At 44.3% G+C, this 17,031-nt stretch carries 16 protein-coding genes; 10 read left to right on the top strand and 6 right to left on the bottom strand.

The genetic code is table 11. From position 1 onward, the window contains the following. The first annotated feature begins 240 nt into the window (after positions 1-240). From ftsB to rpoS, 8 genes are all read left to right on the top strand, one after another. Positions 241-522 (top strand): cell division protein FtsB, encoded by a 282-nt coding sequence (gene ftsB, locus OCV30_RS12975; RefSeq protein ID WP_012604777.1) that lies wholly within the window; start codon positions 241-243, stop codon positions 520-522. Further along, on the top strand, positions 522-1,223 hold the full coding sequence (ispD, locus tag OCV30_RS12970) for a 2-C-methyl-D-erythritol 4-phosphate cytidylyltransferase (RefSeq protein WP_009847642.1): 702 nt from the start codon (positions 522-524) through the stop codon (positions 1,221-1,223). The genes ftsB and ispD overlap by 1 nt, the downstream gene beginning before the upstream one ends. 2 nt (positions 1,224-1,225) lie before the next feature. After that, positions 1,226-1,705, top strand: a complete 480-nt coding sequence (gene ispF, locus OCV30_RS12965) for a 2-C-methyl-D-erythritol 2,4-cyclodiphosphate synthase (protein ID WP_029223073.1) — start codon at positions 1,226-1,228, stop codon at positions 1,703-1,705. 22 nt (positions 1,706-1,727) lie between these two features. Next, a complete protein-coding gene (gene truD, locus OCV30_RS12960) occupies positions 1,728-2,774 on the top strand; it encodes a tRNA pseudouridine(13) synthase TruD (RefSeq protein ID WP_029223074.1) in 1,047 nt (348 codons plus the stop codon). A 98-nt stretch (positions 2,775-2,872) separates the two neighbouring features. Further along, positions 2,873-3,616, top strand: coding sequence for a 5'/3'-nucleotidase SurE (gene surE, locus OCV30_RS12955; RefSeq protein WP_065678044.1), 744 nt, complete (start codon positions 2,873-2,875; stop codon positions 3,614-3,616). Next, positions 3,617-4,243 (top strand): protein-L-isoaspartate(D-aspartate) O-methyltransferase, encoded by a 627-nt coding sequence (locus OCV30_RS12950; RefSeq protein ID WP_009847638.1) that lies wholly within the window; start codon positions 3,617-3,619, stop codon positions 4,241-4,243. A 35-nt stretch (positions 4,244-4,278) separates the two neighbouring features. Continuing rightward, entirely contained in the window at positions 4,279-5,193 is a 915-nt protein-coding gene (gene nlpD / locus OCV30_RS12945) for a murein hydrolase activator NlpD (protein WP_029225456.1), read from the top strand. 98 nt (positions 5,194-5,291) lie between these two features. Then, positions 5,292-6,272, top strand: a complete 981-nt coding sequence (gene rpoS / locus OCV30_RS12940; protein ID WP_065678045.1) for an RNA polymerase sigma factor RpoS — start codon at positions 5,292-5,294, stop codon at positions 6,270-6,272. 139 nt (positions 6,273-6,411) lie between these two features. Here the strand turns inward: rpoS and mutS are convergent, their stop codons facing one another. Beyond that, positions 6,412-8,973, bottom strand: a complete 2,562-nt coding sequence (mutS, locus tag OCV30_RS12935; RefSeq protein WP_065678046.1) for a DNA mismatch repair protein MutS — start codon at positions 8,971-8,973, stop codon at positions 6,412-6,414. A gap of 124 nt (positions 8,974-9,097) precedes the next feature. Here mutS and OCV30_RS12930 point away from each other — a divergent pair, with 124 nt between their 5' ends. Both OCV30_RS12930 and recA read left to right on the top strand, forming a co-directional pair. Continuing rightward, positions 9,098-9,592, top strand: coding sequence for a CinA family protein (locus OCV30_RS12930; protein WP_029225457.1), 495 nt, complete (start codon positions 9,098-9,100; stop codon positions 9,590-9,592). A 139-nt stretch (positions 9,593-9,731) separates the two neighbouring features. After that, positions 9,732-10,772 (top strand): recombinase RecA, encoded by a 1,041-nt coding sequence (gene recA / locus OCV30_RS12925; protein ID WP_009847633.1) that lies wholly within the window; start codon positions 9,732-9,734, stop codon positions 10,770-10,772. 295 nt (positions 10,773-11,067) lie between these two features. Here the strand turns inward: recA and OCV30_RS12920 are convergent, their stop codons facing one another. The 5 genes from OCV30_RS12920 to OCV30_RS12900 are packed head-to-tail and all read right to left on the bottom strand — an operon-like array spanning position 11,068 to position 16,970. Then, entirely contained in the window at positions 11,068-11,868 is an 801-nt protein-coding gene (locus OCV30_RS12920) for a TrmB family transcriptional regulator (RefSeq protein ID WP_009847632.1), read from the bottom strand. A 54-nt stretch (positions 11,869-11,922) separates the two neighbouring features. Beyond that, positions 11,923-12,984, bottom strand: coding sequence for an ROK family protein (locus OCV30_RS12915; protein ID WP_240798326.1), 1,062 nt, complete (start codon positions 12,982-12,984; stop codon positions 11,923-11,925). After that, entirely contained in the window at positions 12,968-14,806 is a 1,839-nt protein-coding gene (locus tag OCV30_RS12910; protein WP_065678047.1) for a glycoside hydrolase family 13 protein, read from the bottom strand. The genes OCV30_RS12915 and OCV30_RS12910 overlap by 17 nt, the downstream gene beginning before the upstream one ends. 9 nt (positions 14,807-14,815) lie before the next feature. Next, positions 14,816-15,649, bottom strand: a complete 834-nt coding sequence (locus tag OCV30_RS12905) for a sugar ABC transporter permease (RefSeq protein ID WP_065678115.1) — start codon at positions 15,647-15,649, stop codon at positions 14,816-14,818. 37 nt (positions 15,650-15,686) lie between these two features. Further along, the gene (locus OCV30_RS12900) at positions 15,687-16,970 is read right to left on the bottom strand and encodes a carbohydrate ABC transporter permease (protein WP_065678048.1); all 1,284 of its coding nucleotides are present in this window, start codon (positions 16,968-16,970) and stop codon (positions 15,687-15,689) included. Positions 16,971-17,031 lie beyond the last annotated feature (61 nt).

Below are 17,031 nucleotides of genomic sequence, written 5' to 3'. Positions count from 1 at the left end.
TTTTTTGCTTGTAGGAAAGTGAGATCTAATTTCTAAAGCTCCTCCTCGTTACATCTAAAGTTCGTCATTCCCTAGACTGACGAAGGAAGGAGTCGGGAATCTCATTGTTACCATACTTATCCCGACAATAATTCTCCGACTTATTGATTCCCTAACACCACATATCTCGCACCAATAAGCTCATTATGGTATATATGTGCCTTATTCTAGTTCCTTCTTTTTCAACCGGCGAAAGGTGTTATGCGAATTTTTGCTTTAGTACTGCTCATAGTGTTTGGCTGGCTACAACACACACTGTGGCTCGGTAAAAATGGTATTTCTGATTACTACGGTGTGAACAACGAAATCCAAGTTCAACAGCAAGTAAACGAAAAGCTTCATCTTCGTAACGCAGAGATGTTTGCGGAAATCGATGATCTACGCCAAGGCTTAGACGCGATAGAAGAGCGCGCACGTCATGAGCTTGGAATGGTAAAAGAAGGCGAAACGTTTTTCCGCATCATTGGTGAGGAATCCCATTAATGTCGACTCAACTTCAAAGTGTGATTGCCGTTGTACCTGCAGCGGGCGTCGGTAGCCGAATGAAAGCAGACCGCCCTAAGCAATATCTTAAGATTAACGGCAAAACGATTTTAGAGCACACCATTGAGAAATTACTGTCTCATCCACAAGTCTCTCAAATTGTCGTTGCGATCAGCGATGATGACCCCTATTACCCGGAGTTAGCACTCAACCAGAATCCAAAAGTGGTCAGAGTGTCTGGCGGAAGCGAACGAGCGGACTCGGTACTCTCTGCGCTAAACTGTATCGCTGAGCAGCAGCTTAGCGATTGGGTAATGGTTCACGATGCGGCAAGGCCTTGTGTTCAACTCAGTGATATCGACAAGCTAATTTCCGGCGCGATGAGCCATGATGTAGGGGCTATTTTAGCGGCGCCAGTTCGTGACACGATGAAGCGAGGTGCCCAAGGGCAGATCGAACATACCGTTGAGCGAGCCGATCTATGGCATGCACTTACGCCGCAAATGTTCAGAGCAAAGCCTCTGTGGAATGCATTAAGCGAGGCGTTGCAACAAGGCGTTTCGATTACCGATGAAGCCTCAGCCTTTGAATGGAAAGGTTTATCGCCAGCTTTAGTGGCAGGGCGTTCAGATAATTTTAAGATTACTCAGCCTGAAGATTTAGCACTTGCTGAGTTCTATTTAAGTCAGAATAAGGAATAATGATGATTCGTATTGGCCATGGCTTTGATGTACATAAGTTTGGTGGTGAAGGTCCGGTAATTATAGGTGGCGTTAGAGTCCCTTATGAGCAGGGTCTTATCGCACACTCAGATGGTGATGTTGCCCTTCATGCGTTGTGTGACGCTTTATTAGGTGCGATTGCTGCCGGTGATATTGGTCGTCATTTCCCCGATACTGATGATGAGTGGAAAGGCGCGGATAGCCGTGAACTGCTAAAAGATGTTTATCGTCGAGTAAAAGAACAAGGCTACGTGATTGGTAATGCCGATATTACTATCATGGCGCAAGCTCCAAAGATGGCGCCTCATATAGACTCTATGTGCCACGCTATCGCACAAGATTTAGAAACCAGCATTAGCAATGTGAATGTAAAAGCGACGACCACTGAGCGTTTAGGTTTTACAGGTCGCAAAGAGGGCATCGCATGTGAAGCGGTGGTCCTAATTACTAAAAGTGCGTAAGCACCAACACGAAAAGAACAGCATGTCAGATATTTTATCTTCATTGGCTTATCTAAACGGTAAACCAACTGCGAAAGCAAAACTAAAAGCAAAAGCCGAACACTTTGTCGTTAATGAAGACTTAGGTTTTGAGTTCACTGGTGAAGGCGAACACCTTATGGTTCGTATTCGTAAAACGGGTGAGAACACGAGCTTTGTAGCAAACGAGCTGGCTAAAGCGTGTGGTGTTAAGTCGAAAGACGTGAGTTGGGCTGGTTTGAAAGACCGTCATGCTGTGACAGAACAGTGGTTGAGCGTGCATCTACCAAAAGGTGAACCTGACTTTTCTGCTTTTCTTGCACAATACCCAAGCATTGAGATCTTGGCGACAGCACGCCACAACAAAAAGTTACGTCCAGGCGATTTAGTTGGCAACCAATTCGAGCTAACTTTGTCTGAAGTAACGGACTGCGATGATGTAGTCAAACGTTTGGAAAAAGTCGCTCAAGTGGGCGTGCCAAATTACTTTGGTGCTCAGAGGTTTGGCAATGAAGGTAACAACTTATCTGAAGCTCGTCGTTGGGGGCGTGAAAACGTTCGTACACGTAATCAAAATAAGCGCAGCTTGTACCTCTCTGCAGCTCGTTCTTGGATCTACAACTTAATTCTTTCTGACCGTATTGAGCACGATGCGTTTGCTTCGGCATTGGTCGGCGATATTGTAGTTAAAAACGATGCTCAACTTGCTGTGACAGCCGCTAATATCGAAGCTGTAAACCAAGATATCGCCAATGGTTCTGCGTTTATTACCGTTGCTTTAGCTGGAGATAATGCGTTACCGACGACGGATGCGTCTCAAGCTCTAGAGCAGAAACACCTTGATGCTGAACCGGATCTAATGGCGCTTATTTGTGGCAACCGTATGCGCCATGATCGCCGTGAAGCCTCGTTGAAGCCGATGGGTTTAGTGTGGGAAGTAAACGAAGACAATGTCACTCTTAAATTCTCTCTGGACGCAGGCTGCTTCGCAACCGCTATCGTTCGTGAGTTAGTTGAAGAAGTACACGTAGAAAGAACCTACGAGCAATAATGATTCTGCTTGGGTCTAAGTCACTTTATATTGATATTTAAGTGACTTTATATCGGTATTTAAGTGACTTGGCATTGGTACAAAAGAAAGGATACAAGATGAAGATTTTACTCAGCAACGATGATGGTGTGCATGCTCAAGGTATTCATGAGCTGGCAAATGAATTACGTGATCTTGCTGAAGTTATCATTGTGGCACCTGACCGTAATCGCTCTGGTGCTTCAAATTCATTAACTTTGGAACAGCCTTTGCGTGTTCAAGAGATTGCTAGAAATACCTATTCGGTACAAGGAACACCGACCGACTGTGTACATTTCGCATTGAACGAACTCCTAAAGAGTGACATGCCTGATCTGGTTTTAACGGGTATTAATCACGGAGCTAACCTTGGTGATGACGTGCTTTATTCAGGTACAGTCGCAGCAGCAATGGAAGGCCACTTTCTAGGTGTTCAATCGGTGGCATTTTCTCTGGTTGGAAAACAACATTTTAAGACAGCAGCAGCGGTTGCTCGCCGTATTGTCGAACAACATTTAGCAAACCCAATCCCGACCAATCGCCTGTTAAACGTGAACGTCCCTGACTTAGCATTAGACCAAATATCGGGTACTCAGGTGACACGTCTAGGTGCTCGTCACCATGCTGAAGATATGATTAAGCAGAAAGACCCACGTGGTCATGATATCTATTGGCTTGGCCCTCCTGGTAAGGAGCAAGATGCTGGTGAGGGTACTGATTTTTACGCCATTGAACATGGTTTTGTGTCGGTAACACCACTACAAGTTGATCTGACGGCACATGAGTCGTTGGGTGCGATGACTACATGGTTAGGGGATAAATAAGTGAGTAATCCACAAGCTGAGCGCTTAGTTACTTTTCTGATAGAAAATGGTATTCAGGATCAAAAGGTTCTTGATGCTATTTACTTACTACCGAGAGAGAGCTTTTTATCACAGGCTATGCATCACCAGGCCTATGATAATAATGCGCTGCCTATCGGGCAGGGGCAGACAATTTCTCAGCCTTACATTGTTGCTAAAATGACCGAGCTGCTTGAGTTACAACAAGACAGCCGCGTTTTGGAGATCGGAACGGGTTCTGGTTATCAAACGGCTGTTTTGGCTCAGTTGGTTGATCACGTGTATTCGGTTGAAAGAATAAAGTCGCTACAATGGGATGCTAAGCGTAGGTTGAAGCAACTCGATTTCTACAACATCTCAACCAAGCACGGTGATGGTTGGCAAGGTTGGTCTTCTAAGGCGCCTTTTGATGCGATTATTGTCACTGCTGCTGCAGAGTCGATCCCTCAAGCGCTTTTGCAGCAGTTGAAAGATGGAGGGCGCTTATTAATTCCGGTCGGAGATGATGAACAACAACTGTTGAAGATTGTTCGCCACGGTGATGAGTTCTTATCGAGTGTTATCGAGATGGTGCGATTTGTACCTCTTGTACCTGGTGAGTTAGCTTAATAAAATTATTAATGGTGTAGGTGGATAGAAAGTCGATGCGTTCGAAGGTTTTTAAAGGAAGTTCTCTACTGCTTAGCTGTGCACTTGTTGGGTGTGCTGCGAATTCGCCTGCGCCAGTTTCAAGCTTAAACAAGAATTACTCATCGATTGATCGTGGTAGTTATCGTGGTAGTTACTATGAAGTGAAAAAAGGCGATACCCTTTATTTTATTGCTTACGTAACAAATAAAGATGTTAAAGAGCTGATTCGCTATAACAATCTGTCTGCACCTTATACCATCCATCCCGGACAGAGCCTTAAGTTATGGCGTCCTAGCTACAACGCTCCAGCGTATGGTAAATCAACGGTAGCGGTTGCAGCCGTCGCTGCGCCTGTTGCCGCATCCACAACTTTGTTGGCCTCAAGCAAACCTAAAACAACACCTCAAAAGAGTAAAAACTCTAAACCTGCGCCCGCTCAAACAACCACCAAAGTGGCGAAAAAAGATCCACAAAAGAAGGTTGTACAATCCAAATCAAAGGAGTATGTTGGTTCTAAAGGTAAACAGAATGTTACACCGCCAACAAAACCAACGAGTAACAAAGTATCCAAATGGTTATGGCCAACGAAAGGGAGAGTAATTAAGAATTTCTCTGTAGGCGAACAAGGAAATAAAGGCATAGACATAGCAGGACAGCGAGGTCAGCCAATAGTATCTACTGCAGGGGGAACGGTTGTTTATTCGGGTAATGCATTACGAGGCTACGGCAATCTAGTGATTGTGAAGCACAATGATAATTACTTAAGTGCATACGCGCATAACGACCGACTATTAGTATCTGAAGGGCAAAGTGTGAAACCAGGGCAGAAAATTGCAACAATGGGAAGCTCTGGAGCCAGCAGTGTCAGGCTGCACTTTGAGATTCGTTACCAAGGTAAATCAGTTAATCCAAAACGGTATTTACCTTAAATACAATATGCAAAAATTACGTATTGTATGGAGTGACATAGTCATTTAGCGACATATGAAGTTGTAATGTCATGCTAATTTCGCCAGGGGGAGGCGTTATGAGTATAAGCAATGCAGTAACCAAAAAAGAGTTCGATCTTAACCAAGCAACCACGGAACAGGAAGCTCTTGGAAAAGCAAAACGAACAGTCACTAAGAAAACCGAAGCGAAAGAAGATACTGAAGTTACGTCTAAAAGCTTAGATGCGACTCAACTCTACTTAGGCGAAATCGGTTTCTCACCACTATTAACCGCTGAAGAAGAAGTGCTTTATGCACGTCGAGCTCTACGCGGTGATGAAGCAGCACGCAAACGCATGATCGAAAGTAACCTGCGTTTGGTGGTAAAAATTTCTCGTCGTTATAGCAACCGTGGTCTTGCACTTCTCGATCTTATTGAAGAAGGCAACCTAGGTTTGATTCGCGCCGTAGAGAAGTTTGACCCAGAGCGTGGCTTCCGTTTCTCAACTTACGCAACATGGTGGATTCGTCAAACCATTGAACGTGCGCTAATGAATCAGACTCGCACTATCCGTTTGCCTATCCATGTTGTGAAAGAGCTGAACATCTACCTACGTACCGCAAGAGAACTTTCACAAAAACTTGACCATGAACCAACGGCAGAAGAAATTGCTTCTAAGCTAGACAAACCTGTTGGTGATGTGAGTAAGATGCTTCGTCTAAACGAACGAGTGAGCTCTGTTGATACGCCAATTGGTGGTGATGGTGAGAAAGCGCTGTTGGATATTATTCCAGACATCAACAATTCAGATCCTGAGGTTTCAACTCAAGATAGCGATATCAAGAATTCGTTGATCTTCTGGCTTGATGAGCTGAATCCTAAGCAGAAAGAGGTGCTTGCGCGTCGCTTTGGATTACTTGGCTATGAACCATCAACACTAGAAGAAGTAGGCCGTGAAATTAGCCTGACTCGTGAACGTGTTCGCCAAATCCAAGTTGAAGGTCTTCGTCGTTTACGTGAAATTCTAATCAAGCAAGGCTTGAACATGGAAAATCTGTTCAACGTAGAAAACGACTAAATGAACGGATGATGTTTCTTTGAATAGAAGACAAATAAAAACGCTGACTTTAAGTCAGCGTTTTTTTGTTTGTGGCTTTGGTATTTGATGCCGTCTAATCAAAATCACGGACGGCAATAACAAGCTACTTGGAAAGAGACTAAAGCAACTTCTTCAAACGGTAGAGCTCTTCTAGTGCTTGGCGAGGAGTTAGATCATCAGGATCAACATTCGCTAGTGCTTGTTCTACTTCACTTGGTTCAGGTATCAGGCTCAGTTGGTTTGCGATATCAACGCCACTTGGTTTTGATGTTGGTGACTCCATGCTTAACGCTTCTAGTTGAGTCAACTTCGCTCGAGCATTCTTGATTACCGCTTTCGGTACACCAGCCAATCCTGCAACCGCTAGACCGTAAGATTTACTTGCAGCTCCTTCTTGAACTGCGTGCATAAAGGCAATGTTGTCACCATGCTCAACCGCATCCAAGTGCACGTTGGCCAGTGTTGGAAGTTGGTTAGGCAGCTCAGTTAGCTCAAAGTAGTGCGTTGCAAATAGTGTCATCGCATTGATTTGATTAGCTAGCCATTCCGCACTTGCCCAAGCCAGAGACAGACCATCGTAAGTACTGGTACCACGACCGATTTCATCCATTAACACAAGGCTATTTGGTGTTGCATTGTGCAGGATATTCGCGGTCTCTGTCATCTCAACCATGAAGGTTGAACGACCCGAAGCCAAGTCATCGGATGCGCCAATACGCGTAAAGATACGGTCGATAGAACCAATCGTCGCGCTTTCTGCAGGAACATAACAACCGATATGAGCCATCAGCGCAATGAGTGCAGTCTGACGCATGTAGGTCGACTTACCACCCATGTTTGGACCTGTGATGATCAGCATCTTACGTTGATCATTGAGGTCGATAGGGTTAGCAATAAAGGGTTCGTCCATCACTTGTTCAACAACGGGGTGACGACCGGCCTGAATTTGTACGCCAGCAGACTCTGTCATGGTTGGACGACAGTAATCAAGGGTGTCTGCACGTTCAGCTAAGTTTTGTAGAACATCCAGTTGAGACACTGAAGAAGCAATGTTTTGTAGTCGCTCTAGATAAGGCAGTAACAAATCAAACAACTCATCCCACAACTTCTTCTCGATAGCTAGGGCTTTCGATTTAGAGCTAAGCACTTTGTCTTCGTGCTCTTTTAGCTCAGGAATGATGTAACGCTCTGCATTTTTCAGCGTTTGACGGCGAACATAGTGTGGTGGCACAAGGTGGCTTTGTCCGCGGCTTACTTGAATGAAGAAACCGTGTACGTTGTTGTAGCCCACTTTAAGTGTATCGATACCATGACGTTCGCGCTCTTCTTGCTCAAGTTTATCAAGAAATTCGGTTGCGCCAGCTGCAAGGTCGCGCCATTCGTCTAACTCGGCATTGTAGCCTTCTGCAATTACACCACCGTCACGGATAACCACGGGAGGGTTCTCTTTGATCGCTCGCTCAAGTAGTTCAGAAACCTCATCCACAGGCGAGGCATATTGAGCAAGTTGAGTTAGGTATGGGTGCTTCAATTGCGTCAGTGTTTCTGCAAGTTCTGGCAAATATTCCATCGCTTGGCGAAGTCGTGCCATATCACGAGGACGAGCTGAGCGAAGTGCTAGTCGAGCAAGAATACGTTCGATATCCCCGATCTGTTTCAAGGTTGGCTGTAGCTCTGTAAAGAGAGCCAAATCTTTCATTTCACCAATAGCATCTAGGCGCTGATCGAGTGCAGAGATATTGCGCATTGGTTGATGTAACCAGCGCTTAAGCATACGGCTACCCATAGCCGTCGCGGTGTGATCAAGTACTTCGGCAAGGGTGTTATCAGTACCACCACCAAGATTTTGCGTGATCTCCAAATTACGGCGAGTCGCTGCATCGAGGATCACCGAGTGATCTTGCTTATCCATCGTCAGTGAACGGATATGTGGAAGGGCAGTACGTTGGGTATCTTTCACGTATTGGATCAAACAACCAGCCGCACATAAGCCTAGTTTCGCGCCTTCTACGCCAAAGCCAACCAGATCGCGAGTACCAAACTGCTTATTCAATTGCTGCTTCGCGGTATCTAATTCAAATTCCCATACCGGGCGGCGGCGATTGCCATTACGGCTTGCCATTAGATTTACAGGTTCGAAATCTTCAGGGAACAGTAGCTCACGAGGTGAGGTTCTCTGCAGTTCTGCCGCCATTGCTTCTTCGGTTTCCGGCTCACATAGCTGGAATCGGCCAGAAGTAATATCAAGCGTCGCGTAGCCAAATTTACCATTGTGGTGGTAAATAGAGGCAATCAGGTTATCAACACGCTCAGAAAGCAAAGCCTCGTCGGTCACGGTACCGGGTGTAACGATACGTACGACAGCACGCTCAACAGGGCCTTTTGAAGTTGCTGGATTACCAATCTGTTCACAAATTGCTACGGATTCACCAAGTTGCACTAACTTTGCAAGGTACCCTTCAACGGCATGGTAAGGAACACCTGCCATAGGAATCGGCTCACCATTTGAAGAGCCACGCTTGGTCAGTGAAATATCGAGGAGTTGAGAAGCTTTTTTAGCATCATCATAGAAAAGCTCGTAGAAATCGCCCATGCGGTAGAACAGCAGAATTTCTGGATTTTCTGCTTTTAGCTTTAGGTACTGCTGCATCATGGGAGTATGTTTTTGATCGGCTTTCACAGTTAACTTCTTTCGTTTATTTCTATTGCGGCTTAGGATACGTGAAAGCGTTTCGTGCGAAAAGCGACACATGCGAAAAGATGCGAATCCGAATGATATGACAGTAGATAAAGGGAAGTTGATGATGCAGATGACTCAAGATCTTAGTGAACAGCTTGGATACTTACTCGCTAAACATAAACACGTTTTAGTGACGGCTGAATCTTGTACTGGCGGTGGGGTTGCTAGCGCGGTGACGGATATCGCAGGGAGCTCTGGTTGGTTTGATCGTGCATTTGTTACTTATAGCAATGAAGCGAAGCAAGAGATGATCGGCGTACAGCTTAAAACCTTAGTTGAGTTCGGTGCGGTGAGTGAGCCTGTCGTAATAGAAATGGCGAGCGGGGCATTGCAACATTCAAATGGGACTATCTCTGTATCGATCAGTGGTATTGCTGGCCCAGGTGGCGCGACCGAAGATAAGCCTGTTGGAACGGTATGTTTCGCTTGGAAAGCACTAAACGGTTGGGATAAAGTAGAAACGCATGTATTTACAGGCGACAGATCACAAGTACGCCAACAAGCCACGCACCATGCCCTACAAGTTATTTATGATTACCTATCAATGGAAGGTAAGTAACATTTGTACAAATTATTTTCATACAGGTATAGACACTGTATGAATCAACAGTATAATAAAAGCCAATTAGTCACCCCTATGTGGGTTAGAAATAGATTCTAGATCGCTTGTTAAGACAACCGATTATGTGGAGATAGTAATGGACGAGAATAAACAAAAAGCGTTAGCCGCAGCCCTTGGTCAGATTGAAAAGCAATTTGGTAAAGGTTCAATCATGCGTCTTGGTGATAACCGCACAATGGACGTAGAAACTATTTCTACAGGTTCTCTATCTCTAGATATCGCACTAGGTGCTGGTGGCCTACCGATGGGACGTATCGTAGAAGTTTACGGTCCAGAATCATCAGGTAAAACAACGTTAACGCTTGAGCTTATTGCTGCAGCACAGAAAGTGGGCAAAACGTGTGCATTCGTCGATGCCGAGCACGCACTAGACCCTATCTACGCTCAAAAGTTGGGTGTTGATATCGACGCTTTGCTTGTGTCTCAACCAGATACAGGCGAACAAGCGCTTGAAATCTGTGATGCACTGGCTCGTTCAGGTGCTATCGATGTTCTTGTTATTGACTCAGTAGCAGCACTAACACCTAAAGCAGAAATCGAAGGCGAAATGGGCGATAGCCACATGGGTCTTCAAGCACGTATGCTTTCTCAAGCAATGCGTAAGCTAACAGGTAACCTTAAGCAGTCTAACTGTATGGCTATCTTCATTAACCAAATTCGTATGAAAATTGGTGTGATGTTTGGTAACCCTGAAACAACAACAGGTGGTAACGCACTTAAGTTCTACGCATCTGTTCGTCTTGATATTCGCCGTACTGGCGCGATTAAAGATGGTGATGAAGTTGTTGGTAACGAAACTCGTATCAAGGTTGTTAAGAACAAGATTGCTGCACCATTCAAACAAGCTGAAACTCAAATCCTTTACGGCAAGGGCTTCAACCGCGAAGGTGAGCTTATCGACTTAGGTGTTAAGAATAAGCTAGTAGAAAAAGCAGGCGCTTGGTACAGCTACAAAGGCGACAAGATCGGCCAAGGTAAAGCTAACGCTGGTAAATACCTGCGTGAAAACCCAGAAGTTGCTCTAGAAATTGATACTAAACTTCGTGAGTTACTGCTAACTCCTGCTGTGCTTGAAGAGAAAGGTGCAGAGAAGGAAGAAGAAAACGAAGAGCTATAAGCTAACGTTTTGTTAAGTCATCTTCATAAGAATGCATGACTTTGAAAGATTTTAAAGCCTCGAATTTTCGAGGCTTTATTGTTTCAGTCGTAAAAATGTAAGGTATTTGAATGTTTAGAGGAAAGTGACGGTGGTTGCTCTAGATTACTTACAGTCATGCACTCATAGGTCTATTCTTTATCAAATAATCAAAGAAACCCTTTGGGTTAAATCGATTACCGTCAAAAGTTCTTGCCCCTAAAGGCCTATTACTAGACCTTTGTTCGTATCTTATTATTGAATTCGATCTGCTGAACTAGTGCTTCTTAAGCTCGTCGAGTACCATAGCATTGTGCTGTTCGTGAATCGTATTTACTCTGACGTGTTGGTGCTGATTAGGAGCCAGGCGCTCGTATTCTGTTAGGTAAATATCGCTGTGAATATGCTCTGCTATCATTTTTACAATTAAGCGATTATTGGCATACAAACCTAAGGTTTCTTCACGGTGTGAGAACATGAGGGCGAGCTTCATATCGGCTACACACATAAAGCGGTGTGAAGGGTATTCGGTTTCTTCATTTTCAGAACGCGAATGTAATTCTATTTTTTCATGTGGGCTCGCCATTTTGTTGAATGAAAAGCCAATCACTCGTACTCCACGTTCCACGGCATCGCATAATTCTTTGCCAAACAACTCAAGGTTAAAATCGGTATTCAGGTAAATTTCTAGATTTGCCTGATTAATGATTTCCTTGGCCTTTTGAAGTAAGTTGTCGAACCCCGATACGTTGTAAACGAACTCTTTTTCCTCTTTCAGCATCATCTTAGATAATTCTGATTTAAGGAAATTAATATTAGTGACGGTCTTTTTTTCTATCTGGCTGAAAATCAAGTCTGGTGATTTAGCTTCGTACTCTTTAGTGTCGCCATCAGACATGAAAATGTAGCCATTGGCGTAAAGGTTATCGATAGACGAGTAAACAGAAGAGCGGGAGATAGAGATCTCTTTCGCGATTTTATATCCGCTGGATTGGCCATTTTTGAGTAAATTAATATAAACAAGCGCATCGGTTTTGGTAAACCCAAAATCCATTAATTTGGTGACTAGCTCTGACACGGGTTGTCCTCTGAAACTATTCAATATCTTCTCCTTCTAAGGTTACCATTCTTGTCACGACGAGCGTAAATGATTGTTGTGATTTTTTTCAGCGATGAGAAACGCTCCGCGAGCAAAGGTGAATTCATCTTGTTTTGGGTGAATAATCACTGGAATTTCATTAACGTGAATGTAGCGAGACAATGCGACTTTTAAATCTGCCGTTAATGTAGGATAGGTCGTTGCTTCGCCTGATAATACGAGTCGTGTAGGCAGTAATTGTTGAATGGGATTAACTAAACTGCGCGCCAATTGGTCGATATAAGTACGATATATGCGCGATGCATGCGGTTCACTTAGGTCTACGCCTGAAAAAATTTGCGCTAAAGTTTGGTCTTTTAGCACGACTTGATGATATTGCCGCTCAATACTTGGTGCGGATAAAAACTGTTCAATGCACGCCTCATTTCCACAGCGACATACAGGAGTTAAGCCATCAACGAGCCATTGAAAATTAGGCAACCTTGAATGTGCCCAATGTGAGCTTAATGGGTGGTGCACTTGCTCGTTATTTTGATAAAAACTTATGCCACAACCATCGCCCAAAAATACGCTGAGTATGGCCTCTTTGTATAAATCTCTAGCCCTCTTATTTAGACTTGAACCTGCCGAGAGTGGTTGTTCAATTGAGTCAGCGCTTTTCATGGCGTTACTAATAGCGTCGCACGCAATGGCCGCACTGTGTGAATGCATCACAAGCGAGCAGTCGACCTTGAAATGCTGATTCAGGTTTCGTGTTAATTGGGTGATTTCTGTCGAGTGAGTAGGACTTGATTTTGCAACTTCATGTACGGATTGGCGATGAGATAAAAAAAACTCAGATACACTTATGCCTATCGCGGCGATACGTCCATAGCGGTAGCTGACGCTTGATATTCGGCTTATCAAATGTTGAGTCAAGTGGGCAAGGTCGCCAGGAGTGCGCTGCACCATTCTATACACCTCTTGTCCGTTAGAGGTGCTGGCGACCGAGTAAATAGAGTGGGAATCAATCGCGATTCCCATCACTATATTTGGTTCTGCTTTAATGAGCATGATTTGATTAATGACACACTTGGATTTAGTTCGCTTGCTCAATCACGTAGCCATAAGCGCTAATGGTCAGTGATTTTCCATCGAGCATGATCTGTTTATCTTTATCGCTGTTGTTTAGAACAAACATTAAATTGCCACGGAGGTAAGCGATACACTCTTTGTCTGCCGTCCCTTTTTCATCCTCCACGTTTAACCAGTCAATGCAAGGCTGATTAAAATCGGGATTGGCTTTACGCAAAGCGATCATTTCTTGAATGAAGTTTTTGAATTCTAAGTCTTGCTCTGATTCTTCCCATATCATGCATTTTCGGTTGTCTTCGCTGCCCATGCCGCGGCCGCCATCCATACCAATTTCGCCACCATAATAAATGCATGGAGCACCGACTTGAGTGAACATAAATAAATAAGCTAATTTAGCTTTACGTTTGTCACCCTGGCATAAAGAGATAATGCGAGTGGTGTCATGGCTATCTAATAAGTTAAACATCGCTTCGTTTACGTTGCGTGGGTATGCCATGTACGACGCGTTCACTGCATTTACAAAGCTCTCTTTATCAACGTCGCCAAGACCAAAGTAGTCGGTAATGGCTTGTGTCAGCGGATAATTCATCAACGAATCGTATTGGTCGCCGCGTAGCCAAGGCATACCTTCGTGCCAAATCTCACCAAGAATGTAGCAGTCTGGGTTGGCATCTTTTACGACTTTACGGAAGTCACGCCAAAACGCGTGGTCCACTTCGTTGGCTACGTCTAAACGCCATCCATCAATGTTGAACTCTTCTACCCAGTGGCGCGCCACGTCTAATAAGTATGCGCGGCACTCTTCATTTTCAGTATTCAGCTTCGGCATTTCGACGACGTTGGCGAAAGTTTCGTAGTTTAAGTTCCAGAAATCCCATTCTTCTTTTGGTGTGGCTGGGTATACAGGGAACTGATTGATCCAAAACCAGTCGGCGTATTTGGACTTTGCCCCGTTATTCACAACGTCTAGCCATAGTGGTGATTGAGATCCAATGTGGTTGAACACCGCGTCGAGCATAATTTTCATGCCGCGTTTATGGGCTTCATCGACGAGTGCTTTAAAGGCTTCATTGCCGCCGAAGTGCGGGTCTACGTTGTAGTAGTCGACAGTGTCGTATTTATGGTTGGCGTTGGCCGTGAAAATAGGGCACAAGTACAAACCATTCACGCCAAGATCTTGCAGGTAATCGAGCTTATCGATCACACCCCATAAATCGCCCCCCATAAAGTTGTCGGATACAGGTCTGGTACCCCAAGGCTGCACATTAGTCGGTGATATTTCCGGGCGTCCATTTGCAAAGCGTTCTGGGAATATTTGATACCAAATGGTGTCTTTTATCCACGAAGGTGTTTTTAGTACGTCACGTGGGTTTATGTAAGGAAAACAGAAAAAATTACTTAAGTTGCTCAGCTCGATTTCTGCACTTTCAGGCGTTGAAATGTCGGCGCAGCGTTTTTCTCCAAATAGAATCTTTTCGCCACCTTTTCCGTACAAAATAAAACCATAGCGGCTACGACGTTTCGGTGGAGTAAACTCGGCAAACCAGTGGTCGTGGTACTCGGTTTCCCCTTCATGAATCATGGTCACTTCATTGCCACCCACCCAACCGTGTGCATCACTGCCACCTAGGTTGCCACCATCTAGGCCACCTTCTGCCCAGTGGTACGGGTCGCCTATCCAAAGTGAAACCTTGTCTAGTTCGCCTTTTGCGCTTCGTAGTCGAAGGTGAAGTGTTTCATTGTTATAAGCATAGCTGTCTGCGCTTTTTGCTGAGTGAGTCAGCGAGCTGCGCGTAATGAAGCTTGTTGTAAGTGAATCTGTAATAGCCATAGCGGAAATCATCCCTAATTATTATTCTTTAACTGCACCGCTGACGAGGCCGGTAGTAATGTGTTTCTGAGTCGCAACAAATAGCAAAGTGATGGGCACTGCAACCAATAATGAACCCGCGGCAAACAGCGTGAAATTCTCCGCTGAGTTAGATGAAATCCAACTGAAAATACCGATGGCTAGCGTCATTTTTTCTTCGCTGCGTAAGATCAGCGTAGGTAAAATGAAGTCCATCCAAGGTGCGGTGAAAGACACTAAACCAACAAACACTAAGATAGGCTTCGCGAGAGGGAGAATGATCTCGAGGAAAATCGTCATGTGGCCTGCACCATCAATTTTTGCGGCTTCATCTAATGAAGTGGGAATGGCATCGAAATAACCTTTCACCAACCAAATCATGAATGGTAATGAGCCCGTTACATACACAAATAACAAGCCAGCATAGGTATCAATCAATCCCATTTTTGATAGCAAAATGTAGATAGCCGTCATCGAAAGAAAGGCCGGGAACATCTGCAATACAAGAATGCTCATCATAATGTTGCGCTTACCATTGAAGCGGTAGCGAGAGAACACAAACGCTGAAATAGTCACGACAACCAGTGAGATAACCATATTCGCTGTAGCGAGAAGAAAGGTGTTTTTATACCAGTCTAAATAGGGTGTGTCCGTGAACAATGCGCGGTAGTGGTCGAGCGTAAAGTCAATACTTGTGAAAGAAGAACTGAATAAGTTATTCCCTGTTTTGAATGAAGCTAGCACTGTCCAAATCACTGGGCCAAGTACTAATAATGCGTTGGCAATGAGAAATAAGTACACGACTAGGGTGCCTACTTTGCCAATGTATTTGTCCATGTTAATTAACTTATCCGTACTATTTAAATTAGCCATGTTACATACCTACATCGTCTTTGAATGACTTCATGCGGCTGAATTGCCATATCGCAATACCAGACAAGAACAAGAAGATAATGATTGAGATAACCGAAGCGATTTGATACTGCTGGAAGTCGAGCGTGAGCTTGTAAATCCAAGTGATCAGAATGTCGGTGTGCCCTGCAAATCGATATTCAGGGTTGATAGGCCCCCCTTCGGTTAACAGGTAAATCGCCCCAAAGTTATTGAAGTTATGGGCAAAGGTCATGACCAACGATGGAGCCACTTGGTGCAACACCATAGGCAGGGTGATTTCTTTAAATTGCTGGAACTTGCTTGCACCATCGACTTCACTGGCTTCATAAAGTTCGCTTGAAATGTTAGTCAGTGCTCCTGCAATAAGCAGCATAAAGTAAGGTGCGCCAACCCAAACACTCACCGCGATAACGGTAATTTTTGCGGTGAAAGGGTCTGATAAGAAGGCAATCGAATCAAAGCCCCACGAGTTTAACGTTGCGTTGACTGGTCCAATACCATTTAGTAGTAAGCGGAACATCAATAAGGTCACGAAAGCCGGAATGGCATAAGGGAGAATAAAGATAAAGCGCCATGCTTTTTTTGCTTTAATGTTTCTATTTTGTAGCGCAAGCGCCAGTAAAAAACCAAACCCACAAGTACATATGGTGGCAAAAAATGCCCACAGAACCGTCCAAGAAGCGACACCGAAGAAAGTGCTCGACCATATTTTCAGTTCAAATAGTGAAACAAAGTTTTTAAACCCCACCCAATCTACAAGGTTTCTTGGTGGGATATGATGAGGTGCCGAATAGTTAGTGAAAGAGACGAGTACCGTAATTATGATTGGTAAAATAATGAATGCGATACTGGCAAAAAAAGCTGGCGATAGCATGATGAACGCGAACTTTTGGTCGTAAATGTCTTTAAATTGTTCTCGAAGGTTCAGTCGTGACTTAAGGCTGACTTTTGCATCTTGGACATTAGCGATGTACAGACAGATGAATAAGAAGCTGTAGAGTAGGGCTATGACCCCTTCGACCAACATAAAGACCGAGTTATCGCCCTGTAATATTTTAAAGCCTTCACGAACTTGAGCGACATCTCCTAAAGTGACTAAGCCTTTTAGCGAGGCCAACAGCTCCGGGAGAATCAACAATGTGATTAGCTGCATGGCTAAAAATACACCGCCTTTTATCCAATGACCTTTTACGATCTGTGTACTCCCCATAATAAGGAGTGAAGCGGGCATTCGTGATGCCGGCTGATTCTCTGTTAACAACATTGTTTATCTCTATTGTTTAGGTTGTCGTTATGTATTCGTTTTCTGGTCACGCCCTGAACTA

This window comes from Vibrio atlanticus (assembly GCF_024347315.1).
GTDB classification, from domain to species: Bacteria; Pseudomonadota; Gammaproteobacteria; order Enterobacterales; family Vibrionaceae; genus Vibrio; species Vibrio atlanticus.
Note: the sequence above shows the minus strand (reverse complement) of the source record. Positions and strands in the feature narration are given on the sequence as shown.

Bases quoted from the DNA above. Each gene is read 5' to 3' on its own strand.
- recA (WP_009847633.1), top strand. From the start codon at position 9,732: ATGGACGAGAATAAACAAAAAGCGTTAGCCGCAGCCCTTGGTCAGATT.
- OCV30_RS12910 (WP_065678047.1), bottom strand. From the start codon at position 14,806: ATGATTTCCGCTATGGCTATTACAGATTCACTTACAACAAGCTTCATT.
- ftsB (WP_012604777.1), top strand. From the start codon at position 241: ATGCGAATTTTTGCTTTAGTACTGCTCATAGTGTTTGGCTGGCTACAA.
- surE (WP_065678044.1), top strand. From the start codon at position 2,873: ATGAAGATTTTACTCAGCAACGATGATGGTGTGCATGCTCAAGGTATT.
- OCV30_RS12905 (WP_065678115.1), bottom strand. From the start codon at position 15,649: ATGGACAAATACATTGGCAAAGTAGGCACCCTAGTCGTGTACTTATTT.
- truD (WP_029223074.1), top strand. From the start codon at position 1,728: ATGTCAGATATTTTATCTTCATTGGCTTATCTAAACGGTAAACCAACT.
- ispF (WP_029223073.1), top strand. From the start codon at position 1,226: ATGATTCGTATTGGCCATGGCTTTGATGTACATAAGTTTGGTGGTGAA.
- nlpD (WP_029225456.1), top strand. From the start codon at position 4,279: ATGCGTTCGAAGGTTTTTAAAGGAAGTTCTCTACTGCTTAGCTGTGCA.
- OCV30_RS12900 (WP_065678048.1), bottom strand. From the start codon at position 16,970: ATGTTGTTAACAGAGAATCAGCCGGCATCACGAATGCCCGCTTCACTC.
- ispD (WP_009847642.1), top strand. From the start codon at position 522: ATGTCGACTCAACTTCAAAGTGTGATTGCCGTTGTACCTGCAGCGGGC.
- OCV30_RS12930 (WP_029225457.1), top strand. From the start codon at position 9,098: ATGCAGATGACTCAAGATCTTAGTGAACAGCTTGGATACTTACTCGCT.
- rpoS (WP_065678045.1), top strand. From the start codon at position 5,292: ATGAGTATAAGCAATGCAGTAACCAAAAAAGAGTTCGATCTTAACCAA.